A 24,844-nucleotide genomic window follows, 5' to 3' on the forward strand; every position below is an offset into this window, starting at 1 on the left:
CTCCACTTTCCCGAAGATAAGTGGTCGCATGAACAAGATCCCGATGACCGTTGCCGGGCAGATCGCCCTCGACGAAGAGCTGAAACGTCTGAAAACCATCGAACGCCCGGCCGTGATCGCGGCGATTTCGGAGGCGCGCGAGCATGGCGATCTGTCTGAAAACGCTGAGTATCACGCTGCCAAGGAACGCCAGGGCTGGATCGAAGGCCGGGTGCAGGAGCTGGAAGACAAGCTCGCTCGCGCCCAGGTGATCGACATCACCAAAATGTCCGGCGACACGGTCAAGTTCGGTGCGACCGTCACCGTGCTCGACGAGGATACCGAGCAGGAATCAACCTACCAGATCGTCGGCGAGGACGAATCGGATGTGAAATCCGGCAAGATTTCCATCTCGTCGCCAATCGCCCGTTCGATGATCAACAAGGAAGTTGGTGACGTCGCGGAAGTGAACGCACCCGGCGGCCTGAAAAGCTATGAGATCATGTCGGTGAGCTGGGGGTAGCCCGCTCTCGCCACCCGATGATTTGCCAAACCGGCGCTCCGATGGGGCGCCGGTTTTGTGTTTGGGGTCTAGCGAGGCCCCGCCTCTCCCCGATCAGGACGAACCGTCATTCCGTGCGCGCAAGCGGAGTTCCCCTTAATTCTCTTGCCGGGATTCCGCCTCAGAGGTTCAGTCGGGTCAAGGGTGAAACCGCGAAGCGGCCGCTGCGCGGCCCTTGACCCGACTGAACCTCTGAGGCCCGCTGGCTGGCATGGGATTTAAGGTCCGGATCGAGCGTCGCTCGCCTCGCCACTCAGGATCCGGCCGCGCTGAATGCGACGCCGGACCCCGAGATTCGTGAGCTTGGTGCTGCAGTCCGCGAGCCCTACCCCTCGATCGCAAACGTCAGCCCCGCATGCTTTTGCAAGCGGTCGATCAACGCCTCACCCATCGCCGGTGCCGTGGTGTAAACTCCACCCGGCGTGGTCTCGCGATCAACATCAAAGGCCAGGCACAGCCCGGCTTCGGCGATCATGCGCGAGGTCGAACCGTAACCCGGGTCTTTCTGACCGGAGACGCTGGCCGTCATCCGCTTGCCATCCTTGGTCAGGCCGGTGAACATGATGTCGTAAAAGCCGGTTTCGCGCTCTTCCTTGGACGGTCCCTCGCCCGGCTTGGGCGGGTTTTCCGACATCGACTTGTCATTGGCGATCATGTTGGCGAAGCCTTCGCCCTGCTCGCCGGGTCCGGTCAGGAACATCTCGTCATAGACGAAGTCCTCGCCCCAGCGATGGCCCAGAAGGGCGTTCGAGCGGTGCACATTCTTGGTATTGATCGAGGCCATGACAAAGGGCGCGGCCCAGGAGTTGAGATCGTCCTCAAAGATGACCTTGGCTCCGCTGGGCTGTTTGGGACCGTCAAAGCCGGGTACCAGTGAGAAAGGATCCTTCAGCCAGCCGATGATCTCGGGCTGTTTTCCGGCGCGTTTCATCGTTTCGGCAAAACTCGCCGCGGTGCCGCCCGAGAATGTGCCCTTCATCTTGCGGACGCGGCCCTTCACCCGGCTGATCGGGGCACCGGTCCGGGCGATCGCGGCCTGCTGCAGGTGATAGACGCCGAGATCGAAGGGGATGGAATCGAAGCCGCAGGACAGGACGATCCGCGCCCCGCTCGCGCGCGCCGCAGCGTCATGATCGGCAATGATGTCGTGCATCCAGGCCGGCTCACCGCACAGGTCGACATAATCCGTCCCCGCCGCGATACAGGCTTTCACCAAGGGCTCGCCATAGAGCTGATAGGGGCCGACCGTGGTGATGACGGCCCGTGTGCGAGCCGCCATCGCGTCGAGTGATGCCGTATCGGCACTGTCAGCAATGATCAGCGGTGTGTTGGCCGGCGCCCCGATCAGATCGCGCACTTCCGCGAGTTTGCTTTGGGACCGACCGGCCATCGCCCAGGAAATCGCGCCATGTTCGGCGGCGAGATACTCGGCGACCAGGCGCCCGGTAAAACCAGTCGCCCCGAAGACGACCACATCAAATTCACGCTCTGCCATTTTTTCATCCCCGACCGTTGAAACTCTTCTTTGGGTTTCAGATTACCGGAATAATTGGCCCATCCAGTCCATACCGGCAAGTCGAAGGTCCAGTTTTCCGAACACCATGAAAAGAGCCGGCCCGCTGCCGGACCGGCTCCCATTTCCCATACCGCCAGCCAGACCTGATGTCAGCGCAGGCCGGGCAGCCGGGTTGCCGGATCGATCCGTTCACCATCATGACGCAGTTCGACATGGACATGCGGGCCGGTCGAGCGCCCGGTGGAGCCGACGCGGCCGATCTGCTCGCCCGCATCCACGAAATCGCCAACTTCGACATCAAACCCGTCCATGTGGGCATAGACGGTCTGCCAGCCGGCACCATGATCGATGACCACCGTATTTCCCCAGGCGTCGCTGCCGTTCAGGCCAGCTGCGGCGTGGGTGACCGTGCCGGCACCGGGTGCGCGAATCGGGGTCCCGGTCGGAGCGGCGATGTCGGTGCCGCGATGATTGCGCGGAATGCCGGCCGGCGCCGAAGGACGGGTCCCGTAGCGACTTGAGATACGACCATCGGCGACAGGATGCGTGAATACCGGAGCCACGGCCGCGGCGGGCTGGACATCGCGCTTGGGGCCATCAGGCCGCGGTGCTGCGGCGGGTTCAACCCGGTCGAGGACCGGAGCCGGCTCGCTCGCCGGAGCAGCGGGTGCAGGCTCGGCGGACGGCTCGGCAACTGTCGGAGCAGCTGGCGGTGCCAACGGTCGCAAGGTGCCGTCATCGCTCTCCCAGACCGAACCCGGTGCCGGATCGAAGCGGGTGACATTGCCGTCTTCATCGATGAAGGCATAGCCGCCTGCCGCGCCCTCGCGTGAGGTGAAGATGACGGTCTCGGTCTCATCGTCTTGCGGAATGAACATCACAGACTCGTCGACGTGCAGCTCGCGCGGATCGAAACGGAGCTCGTTGCCGTCTTCGGTGCGGAAAACCATGTGGCCGTCCTCACCGTCATGGCCGTACTCCGCCTCTAAATCATGCTCGACATCCACATCCTCGCCCAAATGCAGGTCGTGTTTCACCGAATGGTCGCCATCGGCGCCGGCCTCGACGTGGCGAAGAACAAAATGGTTCTCGGCCGGGTTGGACAGGTTGACCGCGAGCTGGTTTCGCTCGGTCATGGCGGCCTGGGCGCAGGCAACAGGCAGGATGGACACACCAGCCAGCATGACCGCCAGCAAGCGTGAGGACGGGCGGGCGGACCGGCCGGAAAGGATGGCTTTGATACGCATTTCTCGATGTCTCCTGTCATCGGGACCGAAGGCCGACACCAGCTGGGCCGGGCTTCGCATCATGGTGATCAGCGTTGCCGCATAGGGCTTTCGCTCAGCGCCCCCCAGCGCTTCCAGACTTTCTGCATCGCAGTCGATTTCACGGGCTTCGTGGAGTTCACGTTCGATCCGGCGCAGCGGCCAGTGGAACCAGAGCACCGCCACCAGTGCCGCACCCAACAGACGGTCCTGTTCATCACCGCGGCGGTAGTGGACGAGTTCATGGGTCAGGGCGTAGCGACTGGCGGTGGTGTCATCGAGCAGATCGGGCGCTGCCAGTATAACCGGCGACCAACCGGTAAGCAGAGGCGACGCCAGGCCGTCCCGAAGGCGGAAGTCCGGCGCCTCCACCCCGACCCGCGACGCCAGGATAGACAGATAATCCTGCGCGAGATCCGGAGCGGCGCGGCTGCTCCGCAGCAGGGCCGAACGCCGCAGATGGCGCAAACCGGCACCGGCCAGGGCGACCAGCAGGCCGGCGACATAGAGCGCCACCAGGACAGGCAGCCACTCGATGGCCATGAAAACGGAAAAGGGGTCAAAGCTGGCGGTGCCAGCGGCCGGACCGCCAAGCGTTGCCGGAAGGAGGGCGTCCGGAAGCGGCGCGTGCATCGGCGCGACTCCTGTTTCCGGAATGACAAAGATCACCGGAGCGAGGAGCAGCGGTGCCAGGGCGGCCCAGCGGGCAGCGCGCCAGAGCCCGGAACCGCCCCGACCGCGGCGGGTCTGCCAGCTCGCGAAACACAAGGCGACGAGACCCGAAAGAAGCGATAACGCGCCGCCGATCAGGATGGCGTCGAGCAGGCCGGTCATTTCGACTCTCCCTCGCTGTCTTCGCCAGACGTTTCGAGCAGCCGGGTCAATGCCTCGGCCTCCTGCTCGGAGAAGAGGCGGCTATTGGCGAAGGTCGTGGCCGGCATCGGCCCGTCCATGTCCAGCACATTGGCGGCGAAATCGCGGATCAACCGGCCCATCAGGGTGACTTTCTCGACCTTGGCACTGAACACGGACAGGCCGTGCACGTCCTGCCGCTCGACCAGACCCTTCTCGGTCATCCGGGCCAGCAAGGTGCGCGTGGTCGAATAGGACCAGCCGGTCGGGCCGGCGATCCGGTCCTGGACCTCGCGGGCGGCCTGGGGACCGGCGGTCCACAGATGTTTCAGGATGGCCAGTTCGGCTTGCGATGGCGCGGTTGCGGTCATGCGATCAATTCCTGTCCATGTTTCGCCCGGGTTTCCGGGATTGCGGCATCGTTCGACGCTACAGATGTCACACTACGCTACACGCGTAACACGCCCTGTCAAGCGAGGCCCGTGCTTGACGGCTCCGGGCGTGCGGCTTCTAACTGTCACCATGTCTGATCCTGCAAGCCATGACACGACAATCTGGGTCGTTTCCGACGGACGTCGCGGCATCGAAAACCAGGCCCTCGGCCTGGCCGAGGCGGTCGGTCGCGGGCTGGGAACCCCGCACCACATCGAGCGGGTCACGGTCCGCAAGGATGGCTTTGTCACCCTGCCCTCGCACTCACACCCGGATTTCTGGATCGGGTGCGGCCGCGCCGCGATTCCCCTGGCCCGGCGGCACAGGCGCATCTTCCCGGACTGCCACTTCACCTATGTCCAGGATCCGCGCACCCGGCACGATGATTTCGACCTGATCGTCGCGCCCACCCATGACCGGCTGGTCAAACCCAATGCCATCTCAATGACCGGTTCTCCGAACCGGGTGACGGCCGAGGTCCTGGCGACCGCGAAGGACAGCTTCTCCGACCGGCTCGACACGCTTGCCGGCCGCCGCATTGCTGTGCTGATCGGCGGAAATTCCAAACGCTTCAAGCTGGACACCGCCAGTGTCCGCTATCTGACCGACCGCATGGATACGCTGATCGCCGGTGGGGCCTCCCTGATGGTCACGGTCTCGAGGCGGACGCCGGAAAGCGCGCGCAAGATCCTGCGGGAGCATTTCGGGGCCGACGAGCGGGTCTGGTATCATGATGGCGAAGGCGAGAATCCGTATTTCGCCTTTCTGGCGGCGGCGGACTGGATCTTCGTCACCGAGGAATCGACCAATATGCTGGTGGAGGCGAGCGCGACCGGCGCGCCGGTCTATGTCCTGCCGCTGGTTGGCACGCCGGGCAAATTCGCCCTGCTCCATGCCGAGCTGGAGGCCTGCGGCGCTGTCCGCCCTTATCTGGGTCGACTGGACCACTGGTCCTACGTCCCGCTCGACGAAACCAGGCGTGTCGCCGACGCGCTTCTCAACCAATACCGCGCCCAGCGTGGCGCCGCAGACAGTGAGGCCGCCTGATGCCGGTATTCATCGCTTTTCTCACCCTTTTGGGAGTCACCATGACCATGCAGGACGACGCTTCCATCGTAGCCCGCCACGACCAGGTCTGGTTTGCCAGCCAGCCGGACGAATCCGATCTTGATGCCTGGGCGCAGGCGGGGGCCGGCATCGTGATCAACTCACGCACACCGGAAGAGACAGCCGGCCTGCCCTTTGATCTCGCGGCGGCGGTCGAGGCTCGCGGCATGCGTTATGTCGAGATGCCGATCGGCGGCGCCCATGGAGCCGACCCGTCACTGACGACCGCCCTCACGGAGATCCTGGCGTCGCAGGACGGGCCGGTGGTGATGCATTGCCGCTCGGGTACCCGCTCAGCACATCTTTATGCCGCCTATCTGGTGTCAACCGACGCGGCCGGCGAAGACCCCTTCACCACCATGAACTGGCCAGGTGGGCGGGACACCAATCTGGTGCGAGCCCTTCTGCCTCCCGCCAACGAATAGCCGGACTGCAACGACAGGCAGGCAAAGCCCGGCCGATTGCCTATATAGACGACAATCACTCCTTGCCGGGGCCCTGCCCTTCCACGATTTCGAGGTTCGACCATGTCCGAGACGCGCCACTCGCGCCTGATCATCATCGGTTCCGGCGCTGCCGGATACACTGCCGCCATCTATGCTGCCCGCGCCATGCTCGAGCCGACCCTGATCGCCGGCCTGCAGCCGGGTGGCCAGCTGACCATCACCACCGATGTCGAGAACTATCCCGGCTTTGCGGACGTGATCCAGGGGCCGTGGCTGATGGACCAGATGCGCGAGCAGGCCGAGAAGGTCGGCACTGACATGGTCGCCGACATCATCGTCGAAGCCGACCTCAAGGCGCGACCCTTCGTCCTCAAGGGGGACAGCGGCACGGTCTACACCGCCGACAGCGTCATCATCGCCACCGGTGCCCAGGCCAAATGGCTGGGTCTGGAAAGCGAACAGAAATTCCAGGGGTTCGGCGTGTCTGCCTGTGCGACCTGTGACGGTTTCTTCTATCGCGGCAAGGAAGTCGTGGTGGTCGGCGGCGGCAATACGGCTGTCGAGGAAGCGCTCTTCCTGACCAATTTCGCCTCCAAGGTGACGCTGGTCCACCGCCGCGACAGCCTGCGCGCCGAGAAGGTGATGCAGGACCGCCTGTTCAAGCACGAGAAGATCGAGATCGTCTGGGACAGCGAAGTCGAGGAAGTTCTCGGCGACAGCGATCCGGCCGGTGTGACCGCGGTGCGGGTGAAGAATGTGAAGACCGGCGCCACCACCGACATACCGGCGCACGGCTTCTTCGTCGCGATCGGCCACGCGCCGGCAACCGAGCTCTTCCTGGACCAGCTGGAAACCAAGGATGGCGGCTATCTGGTGGTCGAACCGGGCACGCCGAAAACCTCCATCCCCGGCGTCTTCGCCGCCGGCGACGTCACCGACGATGTTTATCGCCAGGCCGTCACGGCCGCCGGCATGGGCTGCATGGCCGCGCTCGACGCTGAACGCTTCCTGGCGTCGCAGGAATAAACCGCGCCTATCAGGCCCGGCCTGACCGGAACATGGAATTCATTTAACGCGCGTCCCCCTTGTCTTGCCGGCTTGCGGGGCTAGTTTCGCGCCAGCAAATCCGTGCCTGTCGCGTTCATTCCGTGAGTGGAGCCAAGTCCATGCGTCGTACCTTTCTTGCCGGCATCGCCCTGATCGCCGTCTCCACCCTTCCCGTCGGAGTGACCCAGGCACAGACCATGACCGACCTGTCGGTCTTCTCGCAGGCAAACGACAATTCCAACATGGTGATCGACCATGAGGGCTGGTCCGTCATCCTGCGCGGCATTGTCCTGAATGTGCCACCGATGGACCGCATGCCGGAGCGTGACCGACCGGTCCTGACCGGAACCCGGATCAATACTGCCAGCACCAGCCGCTACCGCCATGAAGGCAATCGCGTCGTCTATCACGTCCTCAATGACGAATATCGCGATGCCATCACCTATATGCGCGAAGACCTGGAGGCCCTGCCCGACCAGTTCGGCGGCCTGGCCCGGCTCAGCCGTGACGAGCAGCTGGCCTATTGGTTCAATCTCTACAACGTCACCATCATCGAACAGACGATGCTGAATTATCCGGTTCACTGGATCAATCGCATGGAGGCTCATGGCACCGATGACAATGTATTCGATGCCAAGATCCTGACCGTCGAAGGTCAGCGCCTCAGCCTGAACGACATCCGCCATGGCATTGTCTACGCCAATTGGGACGATCCGCGGGTCATGTATGGCTTCTTCAAGGGCTCCGTCGGCAGCCCGGAATTGCGCCGCTCGGCCTATACCGGCGACGCGATCTGGCAGCAGCTAGACTCCACCGCCCGTGAATTCGTCAACTCCCTGCGCGGCGTTGAGGTCAATAATCGCGAACTGCGCGTGTCGGAAGCCTATGACGAGGCCCGTGTGCTGTTCCCGGATTTCGAGGCCGATCTGCGGACCCATTTGCGCCAATACGCCAATGACGAAACCGCCGAGCAGATCGATATTGATCGCCCTGTCTCCGCGCAGGTTTCGGACTGGCAGATCGCCGACATGATCAACGGGTCGCGGCGCTGTACGGGTGTTGCCGGACCTTCGACCATGTCATCCTTCGCCTTTGACAGTGGTCCACAGGACCAACCGACGGGCGTCGTGGCCAATTGTGCCAGCCTGCCGCCCAATGCCGCGATCTTGCTGACGGCGGTTCGTGCCCGTCGGATCGAGTTGATCAATGAAGGCCGCTATGGCGAGGTTTTCACCAATGATCTTCCGACCATCGACCCGGACCTGCCTGCAGGCAACGCCGACGACAACGCCGAAGACAACGCCGAAGACAACGACGGCGAGTCCAACTAGCGGGCTCGCGCTTTGACGCTATGTGTCTAGACTGCCCGCAATGATTCCATTCGGGGGAGATGCCGGGCATGGACTGGGACAAGCTGAAAACCTTTCATGCGGCCGCACAGGCCGGGTCCCTGACCAAGGCCGCTGAAATGCTGGGCCTGTCGCAGTCGGCGGTCAGCCGGCAGATCGCGGCGCTTGAAAACGATCTCGGTGTGACCCTGTTCCACCGTCACGCGCGCGGGCTGATTCCGACCGAACCGGGCAACCTCCTCTACGGCGCCGCCCATGAGATCGCTTCCAAGGTCGCGATTGCCGAAGCGCATGTCCAGGACGCCCGCGACGAACCGTCCGGTGAGCTGAAGGTCACCGCCCCGACGGCGCTGGGTGCGATCTGGCTGGCCCCACGTCTGGCCGAATTCAACACCGAATATCCCAATATCCGCATCCGCCTGATGCTCGACGACCACGAGCTCGACCTGGCCGGCCTGGAAGCGGAAGTCGGCATCAGGCCCTGGCCGTCGACACAGAATGACCTGGTCCAGCGCAAGCTGCTGTCGGTGCGCCAGCATCTGTATGCCAGCCACGACTATGTCGAGCGCAAGGGCAGCCCGAAGGCGCCGTCCGAACTCGACGACCACGCCATCATCTATTATGGCCCGCCACAACTGGCCCCGATCCCGGGCCTCGACTGGGCCGCCAAGGCCGGTCGGGCCGACGGTGCCACGCCGCGCCCGGCCGTCATTGAGGTCAATACGATCTATGGCGTGATGAAAGCGGTCGAGGCCGGCATGGGCATCGCCGCCCTTCCGGACTATGTGGCGCGCGAGAATACGAAGCTCGTCCGCGTTCTGCCCGACCTGGACGGGCCGGATTTCGAGGTCTTCTTTGTCTATCCGAGTGAGCTTCGAGGGTCCCGCCGCATCGTTGCCTTCCGCGATTTCCTGATCGAACAAGCGCGTCGCTGGCAGAGCTAGCCACATTTCTGCCGCATCAGGTTCGGGAATTCAGGCACTTGCCTGACAGCGCCGCTGCCTACCCGGCATTGCATGGCAACAATGTGTCAAATCTCGCTTTTTGCATACCAGACATGACGCGATGACACTTCTGTTACGGGCAATAATCACACATATACCCACCCGACGCGGCGATCACGCCGCTCCTCAGATTTCCCCTTTCTGAGTTTTGTGCGCCCCTCCTCCCCATTTGGGCGCGCAAGATCGCGCCGGGTCCCTCTCCTCCCCTTTAGGACCCGGCGCCATATCTTTCGGGCTTCCCCGGCCCGCACAACCATCACTGCCCCGGCTCATCGAGCCGGGGCTTTTTTTGTCCGGTGAAAGCCGGCATCAAGACAGAGAAAAGCCCCGACACCGGGGGCGTCGAGGCTCTCGTTAACGAACCGACCGGGTCGTTCAGCCGATCGTGGAGCGCAACATCCAGGCGGACTTCTCGTGCTCGGTCAGCCGCGGCGTCAGGACATCGGCCGTCGCTTCATCGCCATGCTCGGCCGCCAGGGTCAGCGCCTTGCGGATGGTCGCGACAACGGTCTCGTGTCCGCCCAGCAAGTCCCGCAACATGTCATTGGCTTCGGTCGCTTCCCCGCCGGATTTGACCGTGGCCGCGTCCGTCATCTCGTCATAGGAGCGCGGAGCGACCACATCGAGCGCGCGGATGCGCTCAGCGATCACATCCGTCGCCATCCAGAGTTCATTATACTGCGTCTCGAACAGGGCGTGCAGGTCATGGAAGCGCGGACCTGTGACGTTCCAGTGATAGACATGCGTCTTGAAATAGAGCGCATAGGTGTCGGCCAGGACGGCCGTCACCGCGTTGGCCATGGCTTCGCGCTGCGTGTCGGACAGACCCATATTGATGCCCATGTCGTTCTCCTCAATTTGCCTTCCAGCGGATCAACCACTGTCTCTGGACCCTGTGTAGGCCGGCAGGACTCATAGTTCAAATCAGTATTTACTGGAACAGATATCGGCCGAATTTATACCTACCGGAGCGACGCGCAAAACCGCTGGATACGCTTGCCGGCTTCGACCAGCGCCTCATCCGAGGTGGCGTAGGAGATGCGGAAACCGGGCTCGAGCCCGAAGGCGACACCGGGAACGGCGGCCACGGCCTCCGCTCCGAGCAGGGCCGCGCAGAAATCCGTGTCATTATTGATCATCGTCCCGTCCGGCGCCGTCTTGCCGATCGTGCCGGAGCAGTCGGCGAACACATAGAACGCCCCTTCCGGCGTGGGAGCGATAAGCCCTTCAGCCCCGTTGATCGCCTCCAACACCAGATCACGCCGGCGCAGGAAGGCCGCATTGCGGGCCTCCAGGAATGAATGGTCGCCATTGAGCGCTTCGACCGACGCCGCCTGGGAGATGGAGCATGGATTTGAGGTCGTCTGCGACGCCACCTTGCCCATCTCCTTGATCAGCGCGGCGGGACCACCGGCATAACCGATCCGCCAACCGGTCATGGAATAAGCCTTCGAAACCCCGTTCATGGTCAGGGTGCGGTCGTAGAGTTTCGGCTCGACCTCGGCGATGGTGGCGAATTCAAAGCCCTCATAGACAATGTGCTCATACATGTCGTCGGTCATGATCCAGACATGCGGATGGGCCAGCAGCACGTCGGCCAATGCCCGCAGCTCGTCGCGGGTATAGCCCATACCGGTCGGGTTTGACGGTGAGTTGAGGATCAGCCAGCGGGTTTTCGGCGTGATCGCGGCGGCGAGCTGGTCGGGGCTGATCTTGAAGCGGTTCCCGATCCCGGCCTTGACCACGACCGGCGTGCCGCCGACCAAATTGACCATTTCCGGATAGCTCACCCAATACGGCGCCGGGATGATGACTTCATCGCCCGGATTCAGACTGGCCAGCAGGGCATTATAGATGACCGGCTTGCCTCCCGTGGAAACGTGGATCTGGTTGGTGGCATAGTCGAGACCATTGTCGCGGCGGAACTTCTTGATGATCGCATCCTTGAGCTCCGGCGTCCCGTCGACATTGGTGTATTTCGTCTCACCGCGCCGGATGGCGGCGATTCCCGCCTCCTTGATGTGGTCGGGCGTGTCGAAATCCGGCTCACCTGCGCCAAGCGAAATCACGTCAATCCCCTTGGCCTTGAGTTCGCGCGCTTTCTGGGTGACGGCGAGCGTGGCAGAAGGCTGGACGCGCTGGAGCGCGGCGGACGGCGTGAATGTCATGATGATGATGTCCCGGTAGAGCTTGGCTGGAAGGAAAAAGCCTAGTCCCGCTCGACCGGCAGGCCAATCCCCCAGCTATGCAAGATCGCCAATGCGCGACAGCGTTTCTGCATGGCTGTACGCCCTGCGGACCCGCCCGAACCGCCCTGACATCGCCCCAATTTTCCCCGCAATCGCCGCATTGCCGCCCTGTCACACTCTCGATCCGGGCACAGCGTGACCGTGGACAGGGAGGTCGGTCGCCGCGCAATCACCCTCGCAAGTGGGGGCGGCCGGCACATTTCGGGGAGGTTCGCATGGCGACCGCACACACTCACCACTCGGCAGGCTCACAGGCCTGGTTCGCACTCACACTGGCGATCGCGGCCCTGGCCGCTTCGGCGCTGCTCTGGTCGGAGGCCCGCGCCGATGTGCCGGAGCCGGTCGAGATCGGCGAAAGCGACATGGTCCGCCTGTCCGAGATCAATGAGGGCGCCCTCCTGATCAAGACCATCCAGCCCGGCCGCTATATTCCCGCCCCGATGGTCGCCACCGACATCGACTTCGACATTTCCGGACCGGTCGTGCGCGCCACCATCACCCAGCGCTTCGAAAATCCGACCGACGCCTGGGTCGAGGCGACCTATGTCTTCCCGATGCCCGAAGACAGCGGTGTCGACCGGCTGCGCATGCAGGTCGGAGACCGCTTCATCGAGGGCGAGATCCAGGAACGCCAGGCCGCCCGCCGCACCTATGAGGCCGCCCGCGCCAATGGCCAGCGCGCCAGCCTGGTCGAGCAGGAACGGCCCAACATGTTCACCACCTCGGTCGCCAATATCGGGCCAGGCGAGACCATCATCGTCCAGTTCGAATACCAGGATGTGGCGCGCTTCGTGGATGGACGCTTCCAGCTGACCCAGCCGCTCGGCCTGACACCACGCTACATTCCGGACGGGGGCGACTTCCAGATGGTTTCGACCGACAGCTCGTCAGTCCCTGACGCGTCGCGCATTACCCCGCCGGTCATGCCGGCATCGCTGGAGCCGCGAGACCAGCTGCGTCTGCCGGTCACGATCACCGCCGATCTGGACGCCGGCTATGCGCTGGGCGAGATCGCCAGCCTCTACCACGCCACGCTGGTCGAGCGGCGAAGCGACGGAACGGCCCGCATCAGCCTCGCCGACGGCCCCATCCCGGCCAATCGCGACTTTGTCCTGACCTGGCGCGCCGCCGACCCGAGCGAAGCGAGCGCCGCCCTCTTCATCGAGGAATGGCAGGGGGAGACCTATCTGCTGGCCCAGATCCTGCCGCCCGCCGAGCTGGGCGCCGATACGCCGCGCCGGGCCCGCGAAACGATTTTCGTGATCGACAATTCCGGCTCGATGGGCGGCGCCTCCATGCGCCAGGCCCGTGCCGCCCTGATCACGGCCCTGCAACGCCTGGAGCCGGGTGACCGCTTCAATGTCATCCGCTTCGACAATACGATGGAACAGGTCTTTCCGCAGGCAGTGGATGCCTCGCCGGACAATGTCGCGACCGCCCTGACCTTCGCCCGCCGGCTGGAAGCGCAAGGCGGCACAGTGATGCTGCCGGCTCTCAACGCCGCGCTGCGCGACACCAGCCCCGACGATGATAGCCGGGTCCGCCAGATCGTCTTCCTGACCGATGGTGCAATCGGCAATGAGGCCGAACTCTTCGCCGCCATCGAGGCCGGCCTCGGGCGATCGCGCCTGTTCCCGGTCGGAATCGGATCGGCCCCGAACGGCTATTTCATGAGCCGCGCCGCGCGGCTGGGACGAGGTACCTCGACCCAGATCGGACAGGTCAGCGAAGTCGAGGCCCGCATGGAAGAGCTTTTCACGGCGCTGGAACGTCCGGTCATGACCGATCTCGACGCCCTCTTTCCTGAAGGGGCGCTGAGCGAAATCTGGCCGGCGCCGCTGCCCGATCTCTATTACGGCGAACCGGTCACCCTGACCGCCCGCCTGGCCAGCCGCAACGGCAACATGGTCATCGAAGGCGAGACCGCCGGGGCGCGCTGGCGCGAGACCCTTTCCCTCGCCGACGCCCATGAGGGACACGGCATCGCCACCCTGTTTGGCCGCAACCGGATCCGCGCCCTCGAAGAGACCCGCTTCCAGGGTGTGGCCGCCAGCCGGATCGACGCGGCGGTACTGGAAACCGCGCTCGATTTCAGCCTGGTCTCCCGCCTGACCAGCCTGGTCGCGGTCGATATCACCCCGGCAAGACCGGATGGAACACCATTGGCCAGCCGCGACGTCCCCACCATGATCCCGGACGGCTGGAACCTGGATGCTGTTGAGCGCGAGGCGGCGCCTCTTGTCCGCCATGCCGCCGCCGATGCCCGCCTGTTCGCTGCCCGGCCCGCCCCCATGGCTGGCGCAACCGCCGCTGACAGCGCCGGTCTGGCCCTGCCCGCCACCGCCACACCGCGGCAGGTCCTGATGATACTGGGCGCGTTGATGATGCTGCTCGCCCTGATCTGGCTGATCACCCGCCGCGAGGAGCGCCTGTGGTGATCCGTTTTCCATCCCGCCTTCCCGCCTCCCGCCTGCTGGCCCTCGGCCTGATGGCGACCGGCCTTGTTGTCTTCGCACAAGGCGCCTGGCTGGGCGTGAAGGCCGACATTGCGCAGGTCCTCCTTGCACAGTCCTGGACCCGCGCAATCGACGGAGAGTCCGCGTCCACACCATGGCCCTGGGCCGATTTTCGGCCCGTGGCGCGGCTCTCCGTCCCGTCTCTTGGCGAGCACGCTATCATCCTGTCGGATGGCGGCGGCGAGGCACTGGCCTTCGGTCCGGCCCTGCTCGACACATCAGCCCGGCCCGGCGAAGCCGGTGTCAGCGTGATCGCCGCCCATCGCGATACCCATTTCGCTTTCCTGGAAAGACTTGTCCCCGGCGACATCGTGATCGTTGAACAGGCCGGCGAAAGTCCGATGCGCTTTCGAGTGACCTCGACCCAGATCGTCGACGCCGCCCGCTCGGGAATCGAACCCTCGCTCGGACCGGCAAGGCTGGCCCTGGTCACATGCTGGCCCTTTGGCAGCCTGGTACCTGGCCCGGACCGCTATGTGGTCTGGGCCGAGCCGGTTCTGTCACTTTGATCCGGCCGTCGCATCATGGCTCTGGCCTCCGTCATCACACTGGTCTAAGCAGGTGAGGTGACGGCGGGGGCCGAGTGAAAGGATTGACCGGGCGTGGTGTTTTTGACGCCCCTTTCCGAAGCCTTGCGCCGCCGTCTGACCGCCGGCGCGCTTGCGCTTGCCGCCAACCTCCTGATCATCATCGGCCTGTTGTTCGCGCCTCGCCCGGAACCTGTCGAGACCGAGCCGGCCGTGCTCGATATCGTGTTTGTGTCCCTGCCCGAGCCAGCGCCGGAGCCCGTGCCAGAGCCGGAGCCAGAGCCGGAGCCAGAGCCGGAGCCGGAACCCGAGAGCACCCCCGAACCGAATCCTGAGCCAGAGCCTGTTGCCGAACCCGAGCCGGCCCCTTCACCCGAGCCGCCATTGGATACGGCGGCTGTGGTCGCCCCGTCAGACGAGCTGCCCCCTGCCGATCGTGCGGCATCCGCCGTCGAGGCGCCGAACATTCTCAGCGACACCAATCCCTTCAATGATGACCGGACGGCGATACCTTTCCCGGGCGGCGGAGGCGGAACTAAATACGCCGTCCGCTCGGTCTTCTGCCTGTCGACGTCCGATGCCAATCGCCGGGCACTGGCCTGCACCCCGTTCAGGTCCGACGACGGACTGCCCATGCTGCAATATGCCAGCGAAGAGAATATCGCCCGCGGCCGCGCCGCGATGGCGCAATTCACCGCCGACCAGATCCGCGCCCTGTTCGAGCGCAATGCCTATCCCGGCCGCGATCTGGGCGGTCAGGCGACGCTGGCGGATGTGCTTGGACGACCGACCTCGTCAGCCGACCAGATGCGCGACAGCCTGCCGCCGCTGGTCCCCGACCCCGCCTTCGGTGATTGACGACCGGCGTCTTCCTCTGTCCATTGCGACCCATGAATTTTCTGTCCGATACCACCGCGCCAGCCCATCCCGACCTGATCGAAGCGATCGCCGCTGCCAATCGCGATTTCGCCCCTTCCTATGGCGCCGATCCGGTCTCGGCCCGGGTCGAAGCACAATTGAAAGCGATATTCGAGACCGATCTGAAGGTCCTGTTCGCGGTCTCGGGAACGGCGTCCAACGCATTGGCCCTGTCAGTGCTGTGTCCGTCCCATGGCGCGATCCTGTGTCATGACGAGGCGCACATTCATCGCGACGAGCGCGGGGCGCCGGAATTCTTTACCGGCGGCGGAAAGCTGATCCCGCTGCCCGGCGACCATGCAAAAATCGGGATGGACGGGCTCGAACGGGCGCTGGCGGAAATCCCTGAAGGCTTCGTCCACACCAGCCCGGTCCGTGTGCTGTCCCTGTCCAATCTGAGCGAGAGCGGCACGGCCTATACCCCTTCAGAGGTCCGCGAACGGGCGGGTCGGGTGAAGGACCGCCCCGCCCTTGTGCACATGGACGGCGCGCGCTTTGCCAACGCGCTGGTCACACTCGGCTGCAGCCCGGCCGAGCTGACCTGGAAGGCCGGGGTCAATGCGCTGTGCTTTGGCGCCACCAAGAATGGCGCCCTGGGCGCCGAAGCCGTCATTCTCTTCCCGTCGGTCATGGACCGTTTCGAAGAGTTGCAGGCGCGCCAGAAGCGCGCCGGCCACATGGCGCCGAAAATGCGCTTCATGGCAGCCCAGTTCGAGGCCTGGCTCAGGGATGATCTCTGGCTGGATCTCGCACGCACCGCCAATGCCCGGGCCAAGACCCTGGCCGACGGCTTTCGCTGCGTCGATGGTGCCGAAGTGCTGCATCCGGTCGATGGCAACGAGATCTTCGTCCGCCTCGACGAGGCCATTGCGGCGAAGATGCGGGACGCAGGCGCGCAATTCTACCAATGGCCGGACGGTTCGGCCCGCTTCGTGACGAGCTGGTGCACCACCAAAGCGGAAATCGTGGCGACACTGGCCGCCATCTGATGCCACTTGCAGGCGTGGAACAAAACAAGTACACTCTTTGCGTGTAGCAGGGAGATCCACATGTCGACCGAGTGGGGAGTATTGTTTCACCTCGATGCGGTCCGCTTTGACGCCTATGGCCGGGCGCTTGTCGCTGACAGGAAAGCCGCGCGGCGCATGCTGGGTTTGCTGGCCGAAGCCGATGCCATCGCCTGCCGCTCCGGTTGTGGCGCGCCGCTGAGCTGTGACACGGCCCTCATCCTGCGCGAGGAACTGACCAGCGTCGGGCCCGACCTGCTGGTCAACAATGCAGATTTCGCCACCATCATCCGCAAGCGCAAGGCTGTCGGGGCCGAGGAGGCCGTGATCGTGTTTTCGACCTATTGCCGGGTCGGGATCGAGCAGATCGCGGCAGAGCGAGCCTGACGGGCTGACAGCCCAACGCAAATGCGCCCCAATGCTCTGCCGCCCCAGCCCCCGCGCCAAATTGCAGGCCGTGCCGACTTGCAGGCCGAGTCGAATTGAAGGCCGAGTCGGTCGCTTCCGATTCAGACAATCTTAGCGCCAGGCGTGCCAGCGTTCGGGCGATCAACCGGAGAAAGCCACCCATGTTGTCGACGATCGTCTTTGCCGCCGCCCTGTCGTCCGCCTCGCCCGCCCCGGATGTCATGACGTCTGCAGTCGAGTCCGCGCCCAAACCCGTCCGGGGGAAAGTCCTGCTGGACGAGTTTGCCCGCAGCCTGACGATCGAGATCGAATCCGCCTCGGCGAACCCGGTGGAGCTGGGCTATGCCGAACTGACCGGCGGTGTATGGGAACAAACCCCGATCCCGGGTTCAACCGTCGAGCCGGGCGATGTCGTGAGCTATCGAAATGGGGTCGATAATCAGTATGACGCGCTGGGAGGCATGATCAGGCTGTTACTGCCTTTCGGGGACTCCATCCTGATCGAATTCGAGTGGGGCTTTGGCAGCGACGCCAGCTGTACAGCCAATGGCACAAACCTTCAGGCGGTGACAGTGTCGTCAGAGCTGGAGTACACGATGAGCGCCAACCCGGTCTGCACGATCACCATCTTGAACGGCCCCGGGGGCGACTAGGCCCGCGCCGACCGGACCTTACATCAGCTAGGCCTTGTCCTCATCGCCCTCGCGGCGCCACGGCCCGGCATAGCGCGGATCCTGGCGACGACGGCGGTCGGGACCGAAATAGGTCGGTGCCTTGATGAAGCGGCGCGGCCGCTCGATCAGGGCAGAAATCCGATGGAAGAGGTCGACCGGACGCACCGGCTTGGCGAGGTATTCGTTCACGCCGGCATTGATCGCCTCGATCACCTTGGAGCGGTCGGTATGACCGGTGACCATCACGATGGGCAGATACTTGTTGGCACTGTCCGAAGCCGTGCGCACCAGGCGGGTGAATTCCAGCCCGTTGAGATCGCCCAGCATGTAGTCGACAAGGGCAAAATCCGGATTGACATCGCGCATGGTTTCGAAGGCATCAGCCGCGTCGCGCACTTCCACGATCGTGCGCACGCCAAACCCCTGCAGGATGGTGCGCAGGATGGTCGACATGTGCGCATTGTCCTCAACGATGAGAACGCGGATGCGGTCGAAACTGCCGGACATGAATTCTCGCAATCGCGAAAGGGAATCAACGGTCAGCCCAATTGTGCACATGCGGCCTTAACCAAGTCTTGACCGTGCTGGGCAGGCATGGCGACAGACTGCCGCACGCGGGCGGCCGGGTCGACAGGTCACAAACCACCCGATCCGTGCTAGGCTCATTTCGTTGCGTTGCGTTCAATCTGGCAGCTTGAAGAGGGCATGGTCATGAACATCGCAGAGAAAATGGTGCGCTCCCTGATTGATCGGGCCCGCGCCTATGACAGCAAGGAACAGATCGACGATTTCGAGCGCGACGCTGATAGCGGCGAGACCGATGCTGTAGAGAGCCTGCTCACCGGCGACAGGGATCCGATCCGCACCGAAATCGAGGACTGGCTGGGTTCGCTCGACGAAGAAGCCCAGGCCGAACTGGTGGCGCTGTACTGGATCGGTCGCGGTGATTATGACGGGCCGGATTTCCGTCGCGCCGTCCGCGAGGCCCGCAGCCGCCGCAGCGGCCCCACCGAGGACTACCTGCTCGGCGCGCCCATGCTGGGTGATTATCTGGAGCTGGGTCTGGATTCGGTGATCGAGGCGGACGTGTTCGACGACGCCTGACCGGGCCACGCCTGCCGGCCCCTGCCAGGACACGTCTCCCTACCAGGACACTTCCGTTGCGCCGGGCGGCAGTCCGACAACTTCCTGGCGATGCTTGATCGCTTCGAGAATGCGCCTGCCCAGGCGGTCGGGCATGACCGGCTTGACCAGATAGGCGTCGATATCGGCCTTCCGCGCCGCCTCGACGATGCGGATTTCGTCATGGGCGGTCAGCAGGATGATCGGCACATCCTTGTTCAGCAAATCCTTGTCCGCCCGCACGCGCCAGGCGATCGAAATGCCGTCATCGCCCTGCAGCTCATAATCGAGCAGCATGGCGTCGATTTTCTGACGTTGCAGGTGTTGCCAGGCGGTTTCGCCGTCGGCCGATTCCAACACATCCTCGCAGCCCAGCCGTTCCAGCAGTTTCGCCACCAGGGTCCGGATGGACGCGACATCTTCGACGATCAGGATTCGCTGCCCGGCCAATGGTAAATTCGACATGCATCAACCCTCTCTGGTCGCAGAATCTAACATGGCGGTCGATTCCGGCAATAAGCCGGGTGCGGAAAATGACGCGGCGAGTCCGGCCAGCAGGGTGCGCGGATTGACCGGCTTTGGCAGGACAGCGGACACACCCGCCGCCCGGGCGCCACGCACGAGATGGGCAAACCCGTCCGCCGCCAGCAGAAACACCGGCAGGTCCGGCCGGGCGCATTGCAGCGGATCGCGCAGGCGGCGGGCAAGATCGAGACCGGTCGCCTGGCCGAGATCATAATCGACCAGGGCCAGATCCGGACGGCAGGTGCGGGCGAGGACAAGGGCCTCATCGCCATCAGCCGCCTCGAAAACACGGGCGAAACCAATGCCGTTGAGCAGGGTCCGGATGACACCTCGGACCGGGCGGCTGTCATCGACGAGCAGCACGGTGAGACGATCCGGTGATGGTATTGCCGGTGATGGTATTGCCGGTGATGGTATTGAATGAGCGGTCATCCTCATCTCCTCGTCCACCAGTGAACCACAAACCGCTGAACACCGGCCTAACGCCCGCTCATGCGCTATGCGGCCTCCTGACAGCATGCTGGCAAGGAGGTCGCAGTGCGGCACTGGCCCTCGCGCGCGCAGCGTCACATATTCCCCCCATGGCCAAGCTGACCCTCGACGACACCCTCACCGCCCCGGAAGACTTCGTGCTCGACACGCTGACCAGCGTGACGACCGCCGGCGAGTGGACGCCCCACCGCCCGGACCGGCCGGAAAAGTCCGAAGGCGGGCAGCGTTTCCAGTGCGTCTCGGAATACTCCCCCAAGGGCGACCAGCCGCAGGCGATCGAGGAACTGGTCGCCGGGCTCAAGGATGAGGAGCGCGACCAGGTCCTCCTGGGCGCCACCGGTACCGGCAAGACCTTCACCATGGCCAAGATCATCGAGGCGGTGCAGCGCCCGGCCCTGATCCTGGCGCCCAACAAGACCCTCGCCGCCCAGCTCTATGGCGAGTTCAAGAGCTTCTTCCCGAACAATGCGGTCGAGTATTTCGTCTCCTATTACGACTACTACATGCCCGAGGCCTATGTGCCGCGCACCGACACCTACATCGAGAAAGAATCGTCGATCAATGAGGCGATCGACCGGATGCGCCACGCCGCGACGCGCTCCATCCTCGAACGCGATGACGTGATCATCGTCGCCTCGGTCTCCTGCATTTACGGCATCGGCTCGGTCGAGACCTATACGGCGATGACTTTCGAGCTGAAGCCCGGCGACATCGTCGATCCGCGCGCCATCACGCGCCAGCTGGTCGACCTGCAATACACCCGCAATGACGCCGCCTTCATCCGCGGCACTTTCCGCATTCGCGGCGATAATCTGGAAGTCTTCCCGGCCCATTATGACGACCGCGCCTGGCGCATCGGCTTTTTCGGCGATGAGGTCGAGCAGATCACCGAGTTTGATCCGCTGACCGGCAAGACCATGACCGAGCTCAAATCGGTCAAGTTCTACGCCAATTCGCACTATGTGACGCCGCGCCCGACGCTCAACCAGGCCGTGGTCAAGATCAAGGCCGAGCTCAAGGAACGCCTCGCCTGGATGGAGGCCAATGGCCAGCTGCTGGAAGCCCAGCGCCTGCAGCAGCGCACCGAGTTCGACCTGGAAATGCTCGGCGCCACCGGTTCGTGCGCCGGCATCGAGAATTATTCCCGCTATCTGACCGGTCGCAAGCCGGGCGAGCCGCCGCCCACCCTGTTCGAATACATTCCGGAGGACGCCCTCGTCTTCGCCGATGAGAGCCATGTCTCGATCCCGCAGCTGGGCGCCATGTACAAGGGCGATTTCAGCCGCAAGAAGACGCTGACCGATCACGGTTTTCGCCTGCCAAGCTGTCTCGACAACCGCCCGCTCAAATTCGAGGAATGGGACGCCATGCGGCCGCAGACCATCTCGGTCTCGGCGACACCGGGCCAGTGGGAGCTGAACCAGACTGGCGGTGTGTTCACGGAGCAAGTCATCCGCCCCACCGGCCTGATCGACCCGCCGGTCGAGATCCGCCCGGTCTCCACAGATGGCGCCTCCCAGGTCGATGATGTCATCGACGAGGCCCGCGCCACCGCCGAAAAGGGTTTCCGCACCCTGGTCACCACGCTGACCAAGCGCATGGCCGAGGACCTGACCGAATACATGCATGAGCAGGGCCTGAAGGTCCGCTACATGCACTCCGACGTCGACACGGTCGAACGCATCGAACTGATCCGCGACCTGCGCCTCGGCGTCTATGACGTGCTGATCGGCATCAACCTCTTGCGCGAAGGCCTCGACATCCCCGAATGCGGCCTCGTCGCCATTCTCGACGCCGACAAGGAAGGCTTTCTCAGGTCAGAAACCAGCCTGGTCCAGACCATCGGCCGCGCCGCCCGCAACGCCGACTCGAAGGTCATCCTCTATGCCGACCGCATCACCGGCTCGATGCAACGCGCCATGGACGAAACCAACCGCCGCCGCACCAAACAGATCGCCCACAACGAAGAACACGGCATCACCCCGACGACGATCACAAGGGGCATCAGCGACATCCTGGAAGAAGTGATGGAGTCCCAAGCCAAGGGCCGCGGCGTGGCGGCCAAGGGCCGCAAGAAGGGCGATGGCAAGCCGAAAGGCCTGCGCGAGGCCGATCAGGCGGCGTTTGTGGCGGGGGATAATGTGGTCGCGGTGATTGCGGATCTTGAGAAGCGGATGCGCGAGGCGGCTGCGGATCTGGAGTTTGAGGAAGCGGCGAGGTTAAGGGATGAGGTTTTGAAGTTGCGGGGGGAGTAGACGGCTTCATCCGCCGCAGCGCCAGGGACAGCAGGTGGGAAAAAGTCTAAGGTCAGAGATGAAATCCGGAATTTGTGCGCGGGATCGTGTTCTCACATTCGGGGTCAACGTCCACAGAATTCGCTAACTAGCAACTCCGGGCACACTAGAATCGGCGAGCGGAGGGCGATAGTGAACGCGATACCGCGATCACCCCACATACAAATTGACGGCTCCAAGAGAAATTCCCATCATGCCGCAATCTAGGGGCGCATGAGGATTGGAATGAAAAAGCTAGGCAGCGCGAGCGCTAATCCAACTAGGGCGTTTTTTGTCAGAATGCTGACAAGAGACATTACGCTCACTGATTGCATATTGGATTTGATCGACAACTGTATCGATGGCGCTTGGGAAAGAGCCGGTGGAAACGCGTTCACGCTGAATAACAACGTTGAGCTCGATCAGTACAAAATTGACATCAGCCTATCTGAAGATGGATTCACAATAAGCGACAATTGCGGCGGAATATCCTTCGATGATGCCGTCGAATACGCATTCACTTTTGGGCGATCAGCCAACGCAGACGCAGAATCATATAGTATCGGCATCTACGGCATTGGAATGAAACGTGCCGTCTTCAAGATTGGGCGCAAAATTTTAGTTCGCAGCACTTCGGAAGCGAATGGCGAAATTGAAGCATTCCGAGTTCCCATCGACGTGGACAGATGGCTAGCGCACGGCGACAAAGAAGATTGGGATTTCGATATAGAAAGCGACAACCCTCTACCAGAGCCCGGCGTCCAGATCAGCGTAGATAATCTAACTGACAACACCAAAGCTGATTTTTCGAACCCGGATTTTGTGAAACAGCTAATACGGGTGATCTCGAGAGACTACAGTATACATCTTCATCGCGGGCTTCAGATATCCGTAAATGGCATGCCGGTCACGGGTTGGTTGATTGAACTGCGGGAGAGCGCGGAATTCACACCTATGCGCGACTCGTACGTCGACGAAGTGAACGGCGAGGAAGTCTTTGTTGAAATTCTTGCAGGAATGGGCGCCCCACCTCCTGATGACCTCGAACCAGGCGAACGAAGAAAAGACTTTGAGCAGCGATCAGGCTGGTATGTCATCTGCAATGGTAGAGTAGTAGTGGCCGCAGACAAATCTACCATTACTGGATGGGGCACGCCCAATTGGCCGAAATGGCACCCACAGTACAGTGGATTTCTCGGGATCGTTATATTCTCAGCTGAGAATGCAGAATCTCTTCCGTTGACCACAACCAAGCGAAGTGTGGATGCAACACAGCCGATGTTCCGCCGAGCGTTGGCTCAGATGAGGAAGCCGTCAACCTCCTGGATTGAATACACAAATGCGCGGAAGTCGCAGCGAGATGCCGCATATAAAAGCGAAAGTGCAACTAACAACATTTCGATATTCGAGATCGAACATTCTAAAACTGCAAAATTGCCAAGCTTTACAGCCAAAACCCGCGAGCCGGTCGCAAACATCGCTTATCAGATGCCGAAGAATAGGGTTCGAGAGCTCGCCGCGGCTATGGGCAATGTAGGACTGCCTTATCGTGATGTCGGAATAAATACCTTTGAACTAGCGTTCAATGAGCTCGTCGGCGAAGACTAATGGCCACGTTTGACACTGTGAATTATAGCCTGAGGCCCAACAAGGCCATCCAGCGTTCGATCGTATTCGAGATTGTCCGTTCGACAGTAGCCGCAATGGAGGTCTCTAATCCAGTTTACATTGGATTCGGGTCCGTCTGGTTCACCGATTTTCACATAGCCCATAAAGCATTGGAAATAGGCGACCTAGTCTCAATCGAAGCCGATGAAATCGGGTACAAGCGAGCAAAATTCAATAAACCCTTCAAGTGCATAGACGTAAGGCATGGGTGGAGTTGCGACGTAATCCCCGAGATCGGTGCAGACTCGAGATACGGTAACCGACCTTGGATTGTGTGGCTGGACTACGATGACCGTCTCTCTGAGGATTCACTTCAGGAAATATATGATTTAACAACGATTTTGCCGCATTCCAGCCAACTATTCGTAACTTTTAATGCGGTGCCGCACAAGTATGGCAAACCAAGGCAGATCGATGAGAATTTAAGAGCATTGTTCGGGGACGGGTACCCTGATGATGTCGACCGAGAGTTGCTTGGTGCAGATCGCCTACAACGATTTCTAGGACAACTAACACTGGACAGTCTCCAGTCAGCTGCAATCGCAAACGGTCGACCGGGAGGCTTTGTGCCAAGCTGTTTGCTCCCGTATCGTGATGGAGCACCGATGGTCACTGTAGGAGGTTGCTTTCCTGAACCTGCAGCGCGTGAAGCAGCGAAAGCTCATATGCACAATGATCGTCGAGGTTTCCCCGATCTCAAAATCGAGACCCCACCTCTGACCCTCAAAGAGAGTGCGGCTCTTCAAGCTTCACTGCCTCGCACACGCCCCATGACCAGAGGTAGCCTCAAACGAATTGGCTTCGATTTGAAAGAGGAGCAAATTCGATCTTTTCAGGAATTCTACCGTTACTATCCTCACTTCGCTCAGCTATCGAGCTAGAATGGCGCTTGGAATCAGGTGGACG

The 24,844-nt window shown here is 62.5% G+C and carries 24 protein-coding genes; 16 read left to right on the forward strand and 8 right to left on the reverse strand.

The features are described 5' to 3' along the window. Positions 1 to 28: 28 nt before the first annotated feature. Positions 29 to 502 (forward strand): transcription elongation factor GreA, encoded by a 474-nt coding sequence (greA, locus tag MMAR10_RS11100; protein ID WP_011644076.1) that lies wholly within the window; start codon positions 29 to 31, stop codon positions 500 to 502. A 364-nt stretch (positions 503 to 866) separates the two neighbouring features. On the opposite strand, the gene MMAR10_RS11105 is transcribed toward greA, so the two are convergent. The 3 genes from MMAR10_RS11105 to MMAR10_RS11125 form a co-directional block, all read right to left on the reverse strand. Next, positions 867 to 2,036 (reverse strand): saccharopine dehydrogenase family protein, encoded by a 1,170-nt coding sequence (locus MMAR10_RS11105; RefSeq protein WP_011644077.1) that lies wholly within the window; start codon positions 2,034 to 2,036, stop codon positions 867 to 869. A 170-nt stretch (positions 2,037 to 2,206) separates the two neighbouring features. Next, positions 2,207 to 4,156, reverse strand: coding sequence for a M23/M56 family metallopeptidase (locus MMAR10_RS16340; RefSeq protein ID WP_011644078.1), 1,950 nt, complete (start codon positions 4,154 to 4,156; stop codon positions 2,207 to 2,209). Further along, positions 4,153 to 4,545: a BlaI/MecI/CopY family transcriptional regulator gene (locus tag MMAR10_RS11125; RefSeq protein ID WP_011644079.1), complete on the reverse strand. Its 393-nt coding sequence runs from the start codon at positions 4,543 to 4,545 to the stop codon at positions 4,153 to 4,155. The genes MMAR10_RS16340 and MMAR10_RS11125 overlap by 4 nt, the downstream gene beginning before the upstream one ends. Before the next feature lie 151 nt (positions 4,546 to 4,696). On the opposite strand from MMAR10_RS11125, the gene MMAR10_RS11130 reads away from it, so the two are divergent. The 5 genes from MMAR10_RS11130 (at position 4,697) to MMAR10_RS11150 (ending at position 9,499) form a co-directional block, all read left to right on the forward strand. Further along, positions 4,697 to 5,653 (forward strand): mitochondrial fission ELM1 family protein, encoded by a 957-nt coding sequence (locus MMAR10_RS11130; protein WP_011644080.1) that lies wholly within the window; start codon positions 4,697 to 4,699, stop codon positions 5,651 to 5,653. Then, positions 5,653 to 6,138 carry a beta-lactamase hydrolase domain-containing protein gene (locus MMAR10_RS16345; RefSeq protein WP_011644081.1) on the forward strand — a complete coding sequence of 162 codons (486 nt, stop codon included), beginning with the start codon at positions 5,653 to 5,655 and terminating at the stop codon, positions 6,136 to 6,138. Before MMAR10_RS11130 ends, MMAR10_RS16345 begins: the two co-directional genes overlap by 1 nt. A 102-nt stretch (positions 6,139 to 6,240) precedes the next feature. After that, positions 6,241 to 7,185, forward strand: a complete 945-nt coding sequence (gene trxB, locus MMAR10_RS11140) for a thioredoxin-disulfide reductase (protein ID WP_011644082.1) — start codon at positions 6,241 to 6,243, stop codon at positions 7,183 to 7,185. Between the two features lie 140 nt (positions 7,186 to 7,325). Then, entirely contained in the window at positions 7,326 to 8,537 is a 1,212-nt protein-coding gene (locus tag MMAR10_RS11145; protein WP_011644083.1) for a DUF547 domain-containing protein, read from the forward strand. Between the two features lie 68 nt (positions 8,538 to 8,605). Then, positions 8,606 to 9,499 (forward strand): LysR family transcriptional regulator, encoded by an 894-nt coding sequence (locus tag MMAR10_RS11150; protein ID WP_011644084.1) that lies wholly within the window; start codon positions 8,606 to 8,608, stop codon positions 9,497 to 9,499. 435 nt (positions 9,500 to 9,934) lie between these two features. On the opposite strand, the gene MMAR10_RS11155 is transcribed toward MMAR10_RS11150, so the two are convergent. Further along, positions 9,935 to 10,402 carry a Dps family protein gene (locus tag MMAR10_RS11155; protein ID WP_011644085.1) on the reverse strand — a complete coding sequence of 156 codons (468 nt, stop codon included), beginning with the start codon at positions 10,400 to 10,402 and terminating at the stop codon, positions 9,935 to 9,937. A gap of 119 nt (positions 10,403 to 10,521) precedes the next feature. Beyond that, positions 10,522 to 11,727: a pyridoxal phosphate-dependent aminotransferase gene (locus tag MMAR10_RS11160; RefSeq protein ID WP_011644086.1), complete on the reverse strand. Its 1,206-nt coding sequence runs from the start codon at positions 11,725 to 11,727 to the stop codon at positions 10,522 to 10,524. 296 nt (positions 11,728 to 12,023) lie between these two features. Here MMAR10_RS11160 and MMAR10_RS11165 point away from each other — a divergent pair, with 296 nt between their 5' ends. The 6 genes from MMAR10_RS11165 (at position 12,024) to MMAR10_RS16355 (ending at position 17,837) form a co-directional block, all read left to right on the forward strand. After that, positions 12,024 to 14,246 (forward strand): marine proteobacterial sortase target protein, encoded by a 2,223-nt coding sequence (locus tag MMAR10_RS11165; RefSeq protein WP_011644087.1) that lies wholly within the window; start codon positions 12,024 to 12,026, stop codon positions 14,244 to 14,246. Next, positions 14,243 to 14,833, forward strand: a complete 591-nt coding sequence (locus tag MMAR10_RS11170; protein ID WP_011644088.1) for a class GN sortase — start codon at positions 14,243 to 14,245, stop codon at positions 14,831 to 14,833. The genes MMAR10_RS11165 and MMAR10_RS11170 overlap by 4 nt, the downstream gene beginning before the upstream one ends. A gap of 96 nt (positions 14,834 to 14,929) precedes the next feature. Next, positions 14,930 to 15,709 (forward strand): hypothetical protein, encoded by a 780-nt coding sequence (locus MMAR10_RS17070; RefSeq protein ID WP_190273917.1) that lies wholly within the window; start codon positions 14,930 to 14,932, stop codon positions 15,707 to 15,709. 32 nt (positions 15,710 to 15,741) lie between these two features. After that, positions 15,742 to 16,758 carry a threonine aldolase family protein gene (locus tag MMAR10_RS11180; RefSeq protein ID WP_011644090.1) on the forward strand — a complete coding sequence of 339 codons (1,017 nt, stop codon included), beginning with the start codon at positions 15,742 to 15,744 and terminating at the stop codon, positions 16,756 to 16,758. 60 nt (positions 16,759 to 16,818) lie between these two features. Continuing rightward, complete coding sequence (locus MMAR10_RS11185; protein WP_011644091.1) at positions 16,819 to 17,163, forward strand: hypothetical protein; 345 nt, start codon at positions 16,819 to 16,821, stop codon at positions 17,161 to 17,163. Positions 17,164 to 17,345: 182 nt separating this feature from the next. Further along, complete coding sequence (locus tag MMAR10_RS16355; protein ID WP_011644092.1) at positions 17,346 to 17,837, forward strand: hypothetical protein; 492 nt, start codon at positions 17,346 to 17,348, stop codon at positions 17,835 to 17,837. 27 nt (positions 17,838 to 17,864) lie between these two features. Here the strand turns inward: MMAR10_RS16355 and MMAR10_RS11195 are convergent, their stop codons facing one another. After that, positions 17,865 to 18,365, reverse strand: coding sequence for a response regulator (locus tag MMAR10_RS11195; RefSeq protein ID WP_041636950.1), 501 nt, complete (start codon positions 18,363 to 18,365; stop codon positions 17,865 to 17,867). A 198-nt stretch (positions 18,366 to 18,563) separates the two neighbouring features. Here MMAR10_RS11195 and MMAR10_RS11200 point away from each other — a divergent pair, with 198 nt between their 5' ends. Continuing rightward, positions 18,564 to 18,962 (forward strand): DUF3775 domain-containing protein, encoded by a 399-nt coding sequence (locus tag MMAR10_RS11200; RefSeq protein WP_049755723.1) that lies wholly within the window; start codon positions 18,564 to 18,566, stop codon positions 18,960 to 18,962. Between the two features lie 39 nt (positions 18,963 to 19,001). Here MMAR10_RS11200 and MMAR10_RS11205 read toward each other — a convergent pair whose 3' ends face one another. Both MMAR10_RS11205 and MMAR10_RS11210 read right to left on the reverse strand, forming a co-directional pair. Further along, complete coding sequence (locus MMAR10_RS11205) at positions 19,002 to 19,445, reverse strand: response regulator (RefSeq protein WP_011644095.1); 444 nt, start codon at positions 19,443 to 19,445, stop codon at positions 19,002 to 19,004. A 3-nt stretch (positions 19,446 to 19,448) separates the two neighbouring features. Beyond that, the gene (locus MMAR10_RS11210) at positions 19,449 to 19,937 is read right to left on the reverse strand and encodes a response regulator (protein ID WP_011644096.1); all 489 of its coding nucleotides are present in this window, start codon (positions 19,935 to 19,937) and stop codon (positions 19,449 to 19,451) included. Positions 19,938 to 20,086: 149 nt separating this feature from the next. Here MMAR10_RS11210 and uvrB point away from each other — a divergent pair, with 149 nt between their 5' ends. The 3 genes from uvrB (at position 20,087) to MMAR10_RS16920 (ending at position 24,819) form a co-directional block, all read left to right on the forward strand. After that, the gene (uvrB, locus tag MMAR10_RS11215) at positions 20,087 to 22,252 is read left to right on the forward strand and encodes an excinuclease ABC subunit UvrB (protein WP_011644097.1); all 2,166 of its coding nucleotides are present in this window, start codon (positions 20,087 to 20,089) and stop codon (positions 22,250 to 22,252) included. Between the two features lie 264 nt (positions 22,253 to 22,516). Continuing rightward, on the forward strand, positions 22,517 to 23,878 hold the full coding sequence (locus MMAR10_RS11220; RefSeq protein WP_150099765.1) for an ATP-binding protein: 1,362 nt from the start codon (positions 22,517 to 22,519) through the stop codon (positions 23,876 to 23,878). Beyond that, positions 23,878 to 24,819, forward strand: a complete 942-nt coding sequence (locus tag MMAR10_RS16920) for an O-methyltransferase (RefSeq protein WP_011644099.1) — start codon at positions 23,878 to 23,880, stop codon at positions 24,817 to 24,819. The genes MMAR10_RS11220 and MMAR10_RS16920 overlap by 1 nt, the downstream gene beginning before the upstream one ends. Positions 24,820 to 24,844: the final 25 nt, after the last annotated feature.

Origin of the sequence: Maricaulis maris MCS10 (assembly GCF_000014745.1) — a bacterium.
GTDB classification, from domain to species: Bacteria; Pseudomonadota; Alphaproteobacteria; order Caulobacterales; family Maricaulaceae; genus Maricaulis; species Maricaulis maris_A.